Origin of the sequence: Pseudomonas sp. A-RE-19 (assembly GCF_019956555.1) — a bacterium.
Lineage (GTDB): Bacteria > Pseudomonadota > Gammaproteobacteria > Pseudomonadales > Pseudomonadaceae > Aquipseudomonas.
This window is the reverse complement of sequence record NZ_JAHBDQ010000045.1, coordinates 1-13,620: the sequence shown is the minus strand read 5'-3', so window position 1 is coordinate 13,620 and position 13,620 is coordinate 1. Positions and strand designations below refer to the sequence as shown.

Genomic DNA, 13,620 nt, shown 5'->3' with positions numbered 1-13,620 from the left:
CGCTTTAGCTGACGAATATGGCGTTCAGTCGTACGCCTTCGCGAGCAAGCCCGCTCCCACATTAGACCGCGTCCGCCTGGACAACTCGGTCAACTGTGGGAGCGGGCTTGCTCGCGAAGAGGCCCTGTCAGACACCACAAATCAAACCGTGATCAACCGCTCCCGCAATTTGCCGATTTCGTCGCGAAGCTGCGCCGCAGCCTCGAATTCCAGGTCGCGGGCGAGCTGATACATCTTCTCTTCCAGCTGACGAATGCGCTTGCTGATCTCGCTCGGCGAACGCAGCTCCGCTTCGTATTTGGCGCTCTCCTCGGCGGCCTTGGCCATGCCTTTGCGCTTCTTGCTGCGCGAACCCGGCACGACCGCGCCTTCCATGATGTCGGCGACGTCCTTGAACACCCCCTTCGGCGTGATGCCGTTGGCCAGGTTGAAGGCGATCTGCTTGTCGCGACGACGCTCGGTTTCGCCGATCGCCCGCTCCATGGAGCCGGTGATGCGATCCGCATACAGAATCGCCCGCCCATTGAGGTTGCGCGCCGCCCGGCCGATGGTCTGGATCAGCGAACGCTCGGAACGCAGAAAACCTTCCTTGTCGGCGTCGAGAATCGCCACCAGCGAGACTTCCGGCATGTCCAGGCCTTCACGCAGCAGGTTGATCCCCACCAGCACATCGAAGACGCCGAGACGCAAGTCACGGATGATCTCGACCCGCTCCACGGTGTCGATGTCCGAGTGCAGATAACGCACGCGCACGCCGTGGTCGGCCAGGTAATCGGTCAAGTCTTCGGACATGCGCTTGGTCAGCGTGGTGACCAGCACCCGCTCTTCCAGGGCCACGCGCTTGGTGATTTCCGAGAGCAGGTCGTCGACCTGAGTCAACGCCGGACGGATTTCGATTTGCGGGTCCACCAGACCGGTCGGACGCACCAGTTGCTCAACCACTCGGCCGGCGTGCTCCGCCTCGTAATTGCCCGGCGTGGCCGAGACAAAAATCGTTTGGGGGCTGATGCTTTCGAACTCATCGAAACGCATCGGCCGGTTATCCAGGGCCGAGGGCAAGCGGAAACCGTACTCCACCAGCGTTTCTTTGCGGGAACGGTCACCCTTATACATGGCGCCGACTTGCGGCACGCTGACGTGGGATTCGTCGATCACCAGCAAGGCGTCCGCCGGCAGGTAGTCGAACAACGTGGGTGGCGCCTGGCCGGATTCACGGCCCGACAGGTAACGCGAGTAGTTTTCGATGCCATTGCAGTAGCCCAGCTCGAGGATCATCTCCAGGTCGAAACGGGTGCGCTGCTCCAGTCGCTGGGCTTCTACCAGTTTGTTATTGGAGCGCAGGTATTCCAGGCGCTCCTGCAATTCGACCTTGATGCCTTCGGTGGCCTCGAGCAAGGTTTCGCGCGGCGTCACGTAGTGGCTCTTCGGATAGAAGGTGAAACGCGGCAGTTTGCGGATAACCTCACCGGTCAGCGGGTCGAAGGCAGACAGGCTTTCCACTTCGTCATCGAACAGCTCGATGCGGATCGCTTCGAAATCGGATTCCGCCGGATGGATATCAATCACATCGCCGCGCACCCGGAAAGTTGCCCGGGCGAAGTCCATGTCGTTGCGGGTGTATTGCAGGTCGGCCAGGCGACGCAGCAGCGCACGCTGATCGAGCTTGTCGCCGCGATCCACGTGCAACACCATCTTCAGATAGGTTTCGGGGCTGCCCAGACCGTAGATGCACGACACCGTGGTGACAATGATTGCGTCCTTGCGTTCCAGCAGCGCCTTGGTGGCGGACAGGCGCATCTGCTCGATGTGGTCGTTGATCGAGGCATCCTTCTCGATGAAGGTGTCGGACGACGGCACGTAGGCTTCGGGCTGGTAGTAGTCGTAATAGGACACGAAGTATTCAACGGCGTTGTTCGGGAAGAACGCCTTGAACTCGCCATACAACTGCGCGGCCAGGGTCTTGTTAGGTGCCAGCACCAGCGTCGGGCGCTGCACTTGGGCGATAACGTTGGCAATGCTGAAGGTCTTGCCCGAGCCGGTTACACCGAGCAACGTCTGGTGCGCCAGCCCGGCCTCAATGCCCTCGACCATCAGGCGGATGGCTTCCGGCTGATCGCCGGCGGGCTCGAAGCGGGTGACTAGCTGGAATTCAGACATAAATACCTCTGGATTCGCGCCTGTCCGGTCAAACCGGACAGCAACGAAAAAGACCGTAAACGACCGATGTCGCCCTAGGAAAAAACTGGATTGTGCTCAATGTGGAGCCGATTGCCATTGCTTTCAAGGCAAACGTCCTACATCGGGTAAAACCTTTGACGACACCCCTCGGCCAATGATCGAAAAATAATTCGAAAAACTTACCGTAAAAGCCGAATCGCCTGTCGCCATCGCTTACTGATGGCCTCTATACTAGCTCCCCGTTTGTGCACCGCTCTAGTGCATTCGGCTGGAGCGCGACACGTCCCTCCACACTCCATTCAGAGCCGCCGCAATAATGAGCCTGTTCTCCGCTGTCGAAATGGCACCACGCGATCCAATCCTGGGCCTCAACGAAGCATTCAATGCCGATACCCGTACCAACAAGGTCAACCTGGGGGTCGGTGTTTACTGCGACGAGGAGGGGCGAATTCCACTCCTGCGCGCCGTTGTCGAAGCCGAGACGATTCGCGCCGCTCAACACGTTTCCCGTGGCTACCTGCCAATCGACGGCATCGCTGCCTACGACCAGGCCGTGCAGAAACTGCTGTTCGGCAATGATTCGCCACTGATCGCCGCTGGCCGGGTCATCACCACTCAGGCCGTCGGCGGTACCGGCGCACTGAAAATCGGTGCCGACTTCCTCAAGCAACTGTTGCCGAACGCCGTCGTGGCGATCAGCGACCCGAGCTGGGAAAACCACCGCGCGCTGTTCGAAACCGCCGGTTTCCCGGTGCAGAACTATCGCTACTACGACGCCGCGACCCACGACGTTAACCGCGCCGGCCTGCTGGAAGACCTGAACGCCCTGCCGTCCGGCTCCATCGTTGTGCTGCACGCTTGCTGCCACAACCCGACCGGCGTGGACCTGAGCCCGGCCGACTGGAAAAACGTACTGGAAGTGGTCAAGGCCAAAGGTCACGTGCCATTCCTCGACATGGCCTACCAGGGCTTTGGCGACGGTATCGATGAAGACGCCGCTGCCGTGCGCCTGTTCGCCGAATCGGACCTGACTTTCTTCGTTTCCAGCTCCTTCTCCAAATCCTTCTCGCTGTACGGCGAGCGCGTTGGCGCCCTGTCGATCGTCAGCGAATCGAAAGAAGAAAGTGCGCGCGTGCTGTCGCAAGTCAAACGCGTGATCCGTACCAACTACTCCAACCCGCCAACCCACGGTGCAAGCATCGTCGCCGCCGTGCTGAACAGCCCGGTCCTGCGCGCCCAGTGGGAAGAAGAACTGGCAGAAATGCGCCTGCGGATTCGCGGCATGCGCATCCAGATGGTTGACCTGCTGGCGAAAAACGCTCCACAGCGCGATTTCAGCTTCGTCGGTCGTCAGCGCGGCATGTTCTCCTACTCCGGCCTGACGGTTGAGCAGGTAACCCGTCTGCGCAACGAGTTCGGCATCTACGCCCTGGACACCGGCCGCATCTGCGTTGCCGCGCTGAACCAGAGCAACATCGACGCCGTGACCAAGGCCATCGTTCAGGTGATCTGAGTCTTTGTGTGATATGAAAACGGGAAGCCACATGGCTTCCCGTTTTTTATTTGTCTTCGATAATTCCCAGTTCGACGACCGGTCGCTCTAGACTGCACGCAGATCAAAAATGTGGGAGCGGGCTTGCTCGCGAAAGCGGTCTATCTGTCACGTTGATGCTGGATGTGCCGCCGCCTTCGCGAGCAAGCCCGCTCCCACAAGTTATGAGTACGCCCGAGAATTCTTGAGAACCCACATGAAAAACGATGACCTACGCGCCGACCGCGACGAGCTGGACCACTTCGTGCCCCGCTCTTCGGCCAAACGTGGCAATAACCTGGTGCTGCAAGTGGCTGCGGGTGTGTTCCTTGGCGGCCTGGCGTTGTGGCTGGTGCAACTGACCGCCACGATGCTGTACGCCAAGCTGATGCTCGGCACTATTACCTTCGGCGGTTAGGCCAGTTCGCTCGCGCGCTGACTGGCCGCGTCGTCGTAAGCCACATAAAGCGACTCGGCCACCTGGCTTTTGATCGCCTTGGTGCTTTCCAGCCCCAGGACAAAACCTTCGGCCTTACCGCCTGCGCGGTTCAATTCGTCAGCGGTACTGGCCTGAGTGATTGCGTCGAACAGTTTCTCGGCGTGCGGGCCAACACCTTTGGGCAGGCTGATCTGAGCGATGCTCATGCGAACACCCCGCTGTTTTGAGGTGTGAGGGTTGGGTGATTCATGGCGCATACCTTTTCGGCTGAGGGCCGGCAGCGCGTGTCACCACTTCCGGGCGACCATGGTAGACCTCTGCCGCGATTCTGGTAACCGCCAATGGCCGATAACCCCCTCTGATCCGATGAAAACATCAACCTGCCAACGGAGGCTTGACTTCTCTTTTTGAATCAGTAACATAGACGCCATTCCGCGATAGCTCAGTTGGTAGAGCAAGTGACTGTTAATCACTGGGTCCCTGGTTCGAGTCCAGGTCGTGGAGCCAGACAGCAAATCGAAAAGCCCCTGAATTGAAAGGTTCAGGGGCTTTTTTGTGCTTGCCATAAAGTCAAAAGATCGCAGCCTGCGGCAGTTCCTGCACCGGTCGCGTTTTATCCCGACCGTATGTGATCCGTTTCGTACGCGACGAAACGAATCATCCAGGAGCTGCCGCAGGCTGCGATCTTTTGATCTACCGCCTTTTTACCGGGTACCGCCGTCAGACATGCTCACTGCTTTTCACATGCACCGCCTGCGGCCCTGCATGCCCATGCTCTGCTTCCACCACCGGAATCTCATTTCCGTCGCAGTCACGCAGCTTACCCTCGCTGAAGTAATCCCCTTCCCGCAACGCTGCCAGATCCTGATAACGCAAGACCCGCTCGGTACCCGCCGCAAACACCGATTGTTGATCCGAGTTGCCGGCAGTGAGGTGGTTGAAGGTCAGGTTCAGCACGATGGCCATGATCGCCGAGGAGCTGATGCCCGAGTGGAAGATGGTCGCGAACCAGCTGGGGAAGTGGTCGTAGAAGTTCGGTGCGGCGATGGGGATCATGCCGAAACCGATGGAGGTCGCGACGATGATCAGGTTGACGTTGTTGCGGTAGTCGACCTTGGACAGCGTCCGAATACCACTCGCCGCCACGGTGCCGAACAACACAATGCCGGCGCCGCCGAGTACGGAGGTCGGCACGGCGGCGATGACCCGGCCCATGAACGGCAGCAATCCAAGCACCACCAGGAACACACCGCCAGTGGCCACCACGAAACGGCTTTTGATCCCGGTCACCGCCACCAACCCGACGTTCTGGGCGAAGGCGCTCTGGGTGAAGGAGCCGAAGATCGGCGCGATCATGCTCGACAGCATGTCGGCGCGCAAACCGTTGCCCAGGCGCTTGGAGTCGACCTTGGTGCCGATGATTTCACCGACGGCGAGAATATCGGCCGAGGTTTCCACCAGGGTCACCATGATCACAATGCACATCGACAGAATCGCGGCGAAGTGGAAGGTGGGCATGCCGAAATGGAACGGTGCCGGAAAGCCGAACATCGGGCCTTGGGTCACGGACGAGAAATCCGCCATGCCGAGGAACACCGCGATGAACGTGCCGATGACCATGGCCAGGAGGATCGACAAACGGGAGATGGTCGCACTGCCGATCTTGCTCAGTAGCAGCACCAGCACCAGCGTCACCGCCGCCAGGCCGATGTTCGCCATGCTGCCGAAATCCGCAGCGTGACTGTTGCCGCCCATGGCCCAGCGCGCGGCCACCGGCATCAGCGTCAGGCCGATGGTGGTGATCACAATGCCCGTCACCAGCGGCGGAAAGAACTTGGTAATCCGCGAAAACACCGGTGTGATCAGCAAGCCAATCAGCGACGCGGCAATCACCGCCCCGAGAATCGACTGAAAGCCACCCTCCCCGCCGCTGCTGACAATCGCCACCATGGTCGCAACGCCGGAGAACGATACGCCCTGCACCAGCGGCAACTGACAACCGAAAAACGGCAAACCCAGGGTTTGCAGCAAGGTCGCCAGCCCCCCTGCAAACAATGAAGCAGCAATCAACAAACCGATGTCCGCCGGCGAGAGCCCGGCCGCCTGGCCGATGATCAAAGGCACCGCGACGATACCGCCGTACATGGTCAGAACGTGTTGCAGGCCATAAGCCATATTCGCGCCGATCCCGAGATTTTCATCCTCGGGCCGTTGGTGTGAAACATGGGGCGTTTTCATGGTTGGGGAGGTTCCCTGGTTTTTGTTGTGCGCACACTGTATTCAATAGTCAGGACAAATGTCTATAGAGTTGTATACAACCAACCAGTCAGATTATGGACATGTGTCCATGCCGCCCTTTTAACCCGTGGCGCCTGCAGCCTAAAACTCTTGCAATACATCCCTCCTCCCCTTTCCCTCCCCACCGCTAATCTTTTGCTTTCCAAGCGACCGCCGGCACGGCCGCCCCTCGCTATACATATAAAGTATGCATAATTAAGTCATTCGAAATTCAGTATCACAAGGCAAAGAACGCGGCCAACAAACTAAAGCATCAAGGCGTCAGCCTCGCAGAGACAGAACCCGTGTTTTACGACGAACGAGCCCTGACGCTTCAGGACATCCACCATGATGAGCAGCGTTGGATCATCATCGGGCTGGATGCCAAAGGTCGCTTGTTGGTCGTTGCGTACACCTACCGCGATCCGAATTTCATGCGAATCATTTCCGCGCGCATCGCCACCAAAAACGAGCGTCGCCACTCTATGGAGGCTTGACCGATGAAAGATGAATACGACTTCAGCACCGCCAAGCGTGGAGCGATTGCCCCCAGCAAAGGCAAGACCCGAATCACCATCATGCTCGATGATGTCGTCATAGAGGCCGCGCGCGCACTGGCAGAAAGCGAGGGGTATGGCTACCAGACGGTGATCAACAATACTTTGCGCCAGGCCTTGCTCAGCGATAAAGGCAAAACGGCGAAGCCCGATCAGAACACTGCGGTTGCAAATGTCGGGCATTTCAAAAAAGGCATCACTGCCTCCGAACTGAAAAACCTGGAGAAAAAATTGTCAGAGGCCCTCAGCGAAATCCATCACGTGATGGAGCTGGAAGTTCGCTCCTAGACACGAACCCAAAACCCCAGCGCCCGGATCGACCAAAATAAAAAGGGGCGAATTGATCAAATTCGCCCCTTTTCGTGGTGCTCAATTTGCCTGCTACACAGGCTCAATCAATCGCTCAAGCACCGGTCTCAATACCTCCGGTGCCGGCACTCGAATCCCGAATTCACTTTCCAGCAATCCGATCAATTCCTCAGCGTCCGTCACCTGCCTCCGTTCGCTCTCGCTGCCCATGCGGTGAATGGCAAAACTGTCGTTATTCAATGTGCGTCGCCATCCCTCCCCCGTCCGCGCCACCATCAGTTGTTTGACGAAGGACGATTCGGGATGGGTCGAGACGTACCAGTTGCCGAGGGTGTAATCGATATCTTCCTGACGCTGCAGATCGAAGATGTACATCGCCCGCCATTCACCGCCGACGTTGGCGCGCAGGGTATAGCCGTCGGCGTGCGGTTCGATGCGATAGGGTTCGTGGGGAGTGAATTGCTCGGCTTCGGTATCCAGCATCAGCGGTGCGGTGGGCACCATGCCGCCGAAGCCCACGTCCGTGATGTAGCGCACGCCGTCCAGGGTGACCAGGCTCAAGCGGTGAGTGCGGGCGGTCCAGGCGCCTTCGGGCTGGCCCATCACCACTCGACCGGTGATGCCACGCGCATCGAAGCCCAGTGTCTGAAGCAAGGCCAGGAACAGGTTGTTAAGTTCGTAGCAGTAGCCGCCGCGACCGTTGTGCAGGACTTTCTGCTCAATGGACGGCAGGTCGATGAGCACCGGCTCACCCGATAACGTGGTGAGGTTTTCGAACGGGAAGGCACCGGTGTGGCGCAGTTGCAGTTGACGCAGGGTTTCCAGGGTCGGCGCCGGGGGCGCATCGAAGCCCAGGCGCTGCAGGTACAGCGCAAGATTCATCAGTCGTGTCTCGCTCATCGCTCAATCCTTTATGCAGAGGTCCGCGGATCGCTCCGCCGATGGGCGCCATGTATAAGGGAAAACACGGTCGGACTGACAATTGATTTAGCCAATCGCCGCACGCGCCAAGACTATCGCCGCTTGCGCGAACCCAATCGAATCCATGCCGGCGCATGATCGCTGGCATGAGGTTCGTTGCGAACCCAGGCGTCGACGCCGGCCTCTTGCAGGTATGGACTCAGTACCGGGTTGAGCAGCAGATGATCGATGCGCAACCCCGAATTTTTCTGCCAGTGCTGACGGAAATAATCCCAGAAGGTGTAGATCCGCTCCTCTGGATACAGATGGCGCAGGGAATCGGTCCAACCCTGATCCAGCAGTCGCTGATAACACTCGCGACTCTCGGGTTGCAGCAACGCGTCCTTGAGCCAGGAGCGCGGATTGTAGATGTCCAGATCGGTGGGCACCACGTTGTAATCGCCGGCCAGCACCACCGGATGGTCGCTGCTCTGCAGGTCCTTGGCGTGTGAGATCAGCCGCTCGAACCACGCCAATTTGTAATCGAACTTCGGCCCCGGTTGCGGGTTGCCATTGGGCAGGTACAAACAACCCACCACAATCCCGTGCACGGCGGCTTCCAGATAGCGGCTATGGGTGTCGCTATCATCCCCCGGCAAACCGCGCCGGCTCTCCAGCGGCTGCGCATCTCGCGCCAGAATCGCCACTCCGTTCCACGACACCTGGCCGTGCCAGACAGCGCCATAGCCTGCCGCTTCCAGCTCGGCGACGGGGAACGCGCCGTCCACCGACTTGAGTTCCTGCAAGCAGGCGATGTCTGGCCGCTCCCGTTCCAGCCAGGCCAGCAGGTTCGGCAAGCGGGCACGCATGCCGTTGACGTTGAAGGTAGCGATTTTCAGGTTCTTCATGATCCGACGCTCGCAACGGATGGGCGATATCCAGTTGTGACCGGGGTACGTCACGGCAGTTGCCGTGACGCACGAAACAGGCGACTAAAGGTGCGTGCCCTGCGGCGGAAAATCATCCCTTGACGCCTTGAGCAACGGCAGCAGCGCATACTTGTCCACCGGCCGACTGAGGTAGAACCCCTGCACTTCATGGCACTGGTCCGAGATCAGGAAGTCCAGTTGCTCCAGCGTCTCGACGCCTTCGGCGGTCACGGTCAGGCCCATGGCCTTGCCCAGGTTGATGATCGCCTGCACCACGGCGCGGTCATTGCTGCCGCTGCTCATGGACGCAATGAAGCGCTTGTCGATCTTGATCCCGTCGAACGGATACGTGCGCAGATAACCCAGCGAAGAATAACCGGTGCCGAAGTCGTCCATGTTCAACCGCACGCCCAACTCCTTGAGTGCATTCATGGTCGCCAAGGCGCCATCGACGTCGATGAGCATCACATTTTCAGTGATCTCCAGTTCCAGTCGACTGGCGGGCAATCGGCTCTGGATCAACGCCTCCCGGACATCCTCGATCACATCGCTGCGGGCAAACTGCACCGGCGACAAATTGACCGACACCATCATCGCACCCGGCCAGGTCAGGGCCGTCTCACAGGCCTCGCGCAACACCCAGCGCCCCAACGGCACGATCAGATCAGTCTGCTCGGCCAACGGGATAAACGCGTCCGGGGCCAACAGGCCTTGCACCGGATGCTGCCAGCGCAGCAGCGCTTCGACCGAGACGATCTGCTTGCCATCGACGTGATAACGCGGCTGGTAATGCATCACGAATTCATTGTGCTTGATCGCCTGTCGCAGGTCGCTTTCCAGCTGCCGGCGATGCTGGATCTGATCGTTCATGTGCGCGGCAAAGTAGCACCAGGTCTTCTTGCCATTGGACTTGGCCTGATACAACGCAATATCGGCACAGCGAATCAGCTCATCCGGTAGATGCCCCTGGCGCCGACTCAGGGCGATACCGATACTCGCGCCGATGTGCAAGGTGTGGTGATCGTAATGGATCGGTTGATGCAGGCTGTCGAGCAGGTGCTCGCAAAACCGGTCGATTTCCGCGTGGCTGTCCATGCCGTGGAGCGCCAGCACGAACTCGTCGCCACCCAAGCGGGCGACCAGATCGATGTCCCGCGTGCATTCGCGCAAACGGATCGCCACTTCCAGCAATACCGCATCGCCGGCCGGGTGGCCGAGGGAATCGTTGATCGGCTTGAAGTTATCCAGGTCGATCATCAACAACGTCAGCGCCGCCGCTTGCTCTTTCAGCGCCAGCGCGTCTTCGAGGTAGCGCGCCAGTTTGTTGCGGTTCGGCAAACCAGTCAGCGCGTCGTGCATCGACAGATGCTGGATCTGCGCATGGGCGGCGACTTCATCGGTGATGTCGCTGGCCGTCCCGCGAAAACCCAGCACCGTACCCTTGCGCTGGATCGGTCGCGCCGACACTCGGCAGACCCGTTGTTGCCCTGATTGATCGCGGTAGGAACAGCGCAAGTGGCTGACAGCTTGCTCTTCATCGAGTTTGTTCAGCCACAGCGACAAGGGCGTTGTGTCGCAATTGAGCAGTTGCCCGATGTTCTGCCCCAGCCATTGCTGATCGGAGAAACCGGTGACGGTGCTGAAGCGCCCGGACAGATAAGTGATGCAATGCTGGTCGTCGATTTCCCAGATCCAGTCGGACGCGGCCTCGGCCACTGCACGAAAACGTTCTTCACTGGCCTCAAGTGCCTGATTCGACAAGTCGAGGCTGGTGTAACTGGCATCCACATGCCCGGACGTGCGCAGGACATAACGAAAGAAGTAAGCCGTCAACAACGCCAGAATCAACAGCGCCCCGCCCAATGGCGGCAGCAGCGACCAGAGCAACTCATGCCCCGGCCGCTCAAGTCGGGAGATCAGGCTGTAACCGGTGCCGGTCAGGGCGACGGCCGGCTGACCGGAAACAATGGCGTCGTCGGGCGTCAGGCTCAAGTCATGCAAACCGTAATCGGCGCTCAAGACGCTGAGTTTTTCAGGGTTCAGTTGATCAACGTATACCAGCACCGAAGTGCTTTTGGGATCGACCGCCGGGCGCTCGTCATTGGGCACGATCGCGGCCGCCGTCAACAGCGCCGGCTTGCCTTCGAACAAGGTGTAACGGCTGACAGGGTTGATGAGGCTTTCCTGGTTCTGAACGTCCTCTATGAGGCTCGCCATCGACGTCGACAGATAGGCTGTCGCTTCGTCCTGCACCTGAAGACCGCGCACTGTGGCGTATTTGGTTCCCTGACGATCGATCACGAAAACGCCGTCGTAGTGATCAATGGTGAACAGGGTTTTACCCACGTTCTGGTCGACGTAAGCCCACTGTACATCGACCTTGTTGTTCAGGTGATCGTAGGCGGTCGTCCAGTTGGCGTAACTGGCGATGTAGTTTTTCGACGCAGTGATCCGGTTTTCAAGCGCGCGTTGCGTGTAGAAAGTGGTTTTGCTCAGGTCGCGGGCATCGAGCCGTGCGGCAATGCCGAACAGGGCCATCAGCGCAATCAACACCCCAACCACAAACAGCAGGCCGATGACGAACATCAGGTTGCGGGTAATCGGTGTATGACGCGCGGGCGCAGCGGTGGTAACGGCAGTCAAATCCATGCACTTGATCCTGTCAATCGATCGCCTGATCGGGTGAGACCGGCGGGGTCTGGTCTGTCGGGCATGACAGCCTGGCTCTCCGTTGACCATAGCAGTCATGCTCGGTCATAGCTCCTGGATAACGCAAGTCGTTGCCGCAATTGAAGAACCGATCACATCGCCATTGCCAATCGATGGCCGCAAGCTTCAGCGGTCGGAACGCATCAACGCCTCGACGCCCCCTTTCATCGACAACACCGCCGAGCGATTTCGCCCCGAGTTTTTGGCCTGATACAGCGCCGCATCTGCACGTTCGATCAACATTTCGGTGCTGTCATGCCCTGTTGGCACAAACGAATAACAGCCAAGACTGATCGTTACATAGCCCGTGGGCGAACCGCTGTGGATGATGTTTTTGTCGATGACGCTGCGGCGGATCTGCTCGGCGATCGTCAGCGCACCATGGATGTCGGTGTCCGGCAGCAACACCGCGAATTCTTCGCCGCCGTAGCGCACCGCCAGATCGGCCTGGCGATGGCAGCAACGCTTCAATGCCCGCGCCACTTCGGCCAGGCAATGGTCCCCCGCCACATGGCCGTAGGTGTCGTTATAGCGCTTGAAATAATCGATATCGAGCATGATCAGGCTCAGCGGGCTCGACTGCCGGGCACCGCGTCCAAACTCAACCCCCAGCGCCCGCTCGAACAATCGACGGTTGGCCAGCCCGGTCAGGCTGTCGTGGGTGGCGATCAACTCCAGGGTTTTCTGCGCTTTGCGCAAATCCGCCTCGATGCGCTCGCCCGCGCGCACCTGATGAACGAACACCCAACCGAACAAGCCCACGCCGAGGACGACCAGAGCGACGATCACACTGGATTGAATCGCCGTGCTGTACCAGTCCTTGAGAATCGCGTCTTTGGAAGAGGCCGCCGCGACCACCAGCGGATAGGCATCGAGCTGACGGTAGCCATACAACCGGACGATGCCATCCACCACCGAATCAATCATGGCGTTGCCGGAAGTCGCGCGGGGCAGGTGCTTTTGAAAAATCGCACCCTGGGCCAGGGACGTGCCGATCTGCGATTCCACAAACGGCCGTCGCGCCAGCAGTGTTCCGTCGGTCAACGCCAAAAACATCGCACCGTTGTCATCGATGCTGAAGCTTTTGAAGAATTGATCGAAGTACGACATCTTGATTCCGACCAGCAACACCCCCTGGAAATTACCGCTCTGGTCGTTCACCCGCCTGGACACCGGAATGATCCACTCGCCATTCTCCCGACTGCGAATCGCCGGGCCGATGTGTGCCAGGGACGAGATGTTCTGCTGGTGAAACCGGAAATACTCCCGGTCCGCCACACCCGGCCCGCGAGGCAGATTCTCGAACGACGTCACGACCCATTGGCCCCGTTTGTCGAACAGAAATATCCCGTGCAACTGATTCAGCACCTGCACCCGCCGGGCGAAGGTTTTCTGCAGGCGTGGTGTCTGGGCAGCGTCGAAACCTTCAGCCTGAATCCAGTCCACCAGACTGGTCAGCACCAGATCGGCTTTCATGAACGTATCTTCAGCCTGTTGCGCCATGGCCCGGGTCAGGTTCGACGACGACACCTCGGCCAACGCCAGGTCGTGCCGACGCGACTGCTCAAGTTGCAGGTAAAGCAGCCCACAGAGGCACAGGCATACCGCTGCAATAAACGCCACGGCAGCCTTGAGCAGAGGCAGCCGTTTCAAGGCACCGCCAGGCGCGTGGTGCGGATCGTCAAGGGGGATAGGCAAAAGCATGTCCTGAAAGGGTAAGGCATGGGCAAAGGCCCAAAACCCTTATTTTTTGTGAGCGTAGTCTACGGGGTTGGGCGGGATAAACGGAGG

The 13,620-nt window shown here is 59.2% G+C and carries 11 protein-coding genes and 1 tRNA gene; 5 read left to right on the top strand and 7 right to left on the bottom strand.

Going from position 1 to position 13,620, the window contains the following annotated elements; genetic code table 11:
• Window positions 1-141 precede the first annotated feature (141 nt).
• Window positions 142-2,157, bottom strand: coding sequence for an excinuclease ABC subunit UvrB (uvrB, locus tag KGB14_RS22925; RefSeq protein WP_223488964.1), 2,016 nt, complete (start codon window positions 2,155-2,157; stop codon window positions 142-144).
• A gap of 337 nt (window positions 2,158-2,494) precedes the next feature.
• Between uvrB and KGB14_RS22920 the strand changes: the two genes are divergently transcribed.
• Both KGB14_RS22920 and KGB14_RS22915 read left to right on the top strand, forming a co-directional pair.
• On the top strand, window positions 2,495-3,691 hold the full coding sequence (locus tag KGB14_RS22920) for an amino acid aminotransferase (RefSeq protein WP_123356273.1): 1,197 nt from the start codon (window positions 2,495-2,497) through the stop codon (window positions 3,689-3,691).
• Window positions 3,692-3,926: 235 nt separating this feature from the next.
• The gene (locus KGB14_RS22915; protein ID WP_007905992.1) at window positions 3,927-4,127 is read left to right on the top strand and encodes a hypothetical protein; all 201 of its coding nucleotides are present in this window, start codon (window positions 3,927-3,929) and stop codon (window positions 4,125-4,127) included.
• Here KGB14_RS22915 and KGB14_RS22910 read toward each other — a convergent pair.
• Window positions 4,124-4,354, bottom strand: a complete 231-nt coding sequence (locus KGB14_RS22910) for a hypothetical protein (protein WP_019649343.1) — start codon at window positions 4,352-4,354, stop codon at window positions 4,124-4,126. The genes KGB14_RS22915 and KGB14_RS22910 overlap by 4 nt on opposite strands.
• Before the next feature lie 225 nt (window positions 4,355-4,579).
• Here KGB14_RS22910 and KGB14_RS22905 point away from each other — a divergent pair.
• A tRNA-Asn gene (locus KGB14_RS22905) sits at window positions 4,580-4,655 on the top strand.
• A 213-nt stretch (window positions 4,656-4,868) separates the two neighbouring features.
• Here the strand turns inward: KGB14_RS22905 and KGB14_RS22900 are convergent.
• Entirely contained in the window at window positions 4,869-6,386 is a 1,518-nt protein-coding gene (locus KGB14_RS22900; protein ID WP_223488963.1) for a nucleobase:cation symporter-2 family protein, read from the bottom strand.
• Between the two features lie 254 nt (window positions 6,387-6,640).
• On the opposite strand from KGB14_RS22900, the gene KGB14_RS22895 reads away from it, so the two are divergent.
• Together KGB14_RS22895 and KGB14_RS22890 are read left to right on the top strand one after the other, a co-directional pair.
• Complete coding sequence (locus KGB14_RS22895; RefSeq protein ID WP_223488965.1) at window positions 6,641-6,922, top strand: BrnT family toxin; 282 nt, start codon at window positions 6,641-6,643, stop codon at window positions 6,920-6,922.
• A 3-nt stretch (window positions 6,923-6,925) separates the two neighbouring features.
• Window positions 6,926-7,270 carry a BrnA antitoxin family protein gene (locus tag KGB14_RS22890; protein ID WP_223488962.1) on the top strand — a complete coding sequence of 115 codons (345 nt, stop codon included), beginning with the start codon at window positions 6,926-6,928 and terminating at the stop codon, window positions 7,268-7,270.
• 93 nt (window positions 7,271-7,363) lie between these two features.
• Here KGB14_RS22890 and KGB14_RS22885 read toward each other — a convergent pair whose 3' ends face one another.
• The 4 genes from KGB14_RS22885 to KGB14_RS22870 all read right to left on the bottom strand — a co-directional run bounded on the left by KGB14_RS22885 (window position 7,364) and on the right by KGB14_RS22870 (window position 13,527).
• The gene (locus KGB14_RS22885) at window positions 7,364-8,191 is read right to left on the bottom strand and encodes an arylamine N-acetyltransferase family protein (RefSeq protein ID WP_223488961.1); all 828 of its coding nucleotides are present in this window, start codon (window positions 8,189-8,191) and stop codon (window positions 7,364-7,366) included.
• Window positions 8,192-8,304: 113 nt separating this feature from the next.
• The gene (xth, locus tag KGB14_RS22880; protein ID WP_223488960.1) at window positions 8,305-9,099 is read right to left on the bottom strand and encodes an exodeoxyribonuclease III; all 795 of its coding nucleotides are present in this window, start codon (window positions 9,097-9,099) and stop codon (window positions 8,305-8,307) included.
• Window positions 9,100-9,183: 84 nt separating this feature from the next.
• On the bottom strand, window positions 9,184-11,769 hold the full coding sequence (locus tag KGB14_RS22875) for an EAL domain-containing protein (RefSeq protein WP_223488959.1): 2,586 nt from the start codon (window positions 11,767-11,769) through the stop codon (window positions 9,184-9,186).
• 186 nt (window positions 11,770-11,955) lie between these two features.
• Window positions 11,956-13,527 carry a sensor domain-containing diguanylate cyclase gene (locus KGB14_RS22870; protein WP_223488958.1) on the bottom strand — a complete coding sequence of 524 codons (1,572 nt, stop codon included), beginning with the start codon at window positions 13,525-13,527 and terminating at the stop codon, window positions 11,956-11,958.
• Window positions 13,528-13,620: the final 93 nt, after the last annotated feature.

Excerpts from the sequence above, each read along its gene's own strand:
- uvrB (WP_223488964.1), bottom strand. The coding sequence starts at position 2,157 with ATGTCTGAATTCCAGCTAGTCACCCGCTTCGAGCCCGCCGGCGATCAG.
- KGB14_RS22920 (WP_123356273.1), top strand. The coding sequence starts at position 2,495 with ATGAGCCTGTTCTCCGCTGTCGAAATGGCACCACGCGATCCAATCCTG.
- KGB14_RS22915 (WP_007905992.1), top strand. The coding sequence starts at position 3,927 with ATGAAAAACGATGACCTACGCGCCGACCGCGACGAGCTGGACCACTTC.
- KGB14_RS22910 (WP_019649343.1), bottom strand. The coding sequence starts at position 4,354 with ATGAGCATCGCTCAGATCAGCCTGCCCAAAGGTGTTGGCCCGCACGCC.
- KGB14_RS22900 (WP_223488963.1), bottom strand. The coding sequence starts at position 6,386 with ATGAAAACGCCCCATGTTTCACACCAACGGCCCGAGGATGAAAATCTC.
- KGB14_RS22890 (WP_223488962.1), top strand. The coding sequence starts at position 6,926 with ATGAAAGATGAATACGACTTCAGCACCGCCAAGCGTGGAGCGATTGCC.
- KGB14_RS22885 (WP_223488961.1), bottom strand. The coding sequence starts at position 8,191 with ATGAGCGAGACACGACTGATGAATCTTGCGCTGTACCTGCAGCGCCTG.
- xth (WP_223488960.1), bottom strand. The coding sequence starts at position 9,099 with ATGAAGAACCTGAAAATCGCTACCTTCAACGTCAACGGCATGCGTGCC.
- KGB14_RS22875 (WP_223488959.1), bottom strand. The coding sequence starts at position 11,769 with ATGGATTTGACTGCCGTTACCACCGCTGCGCCCGCGCGTCATACACCG.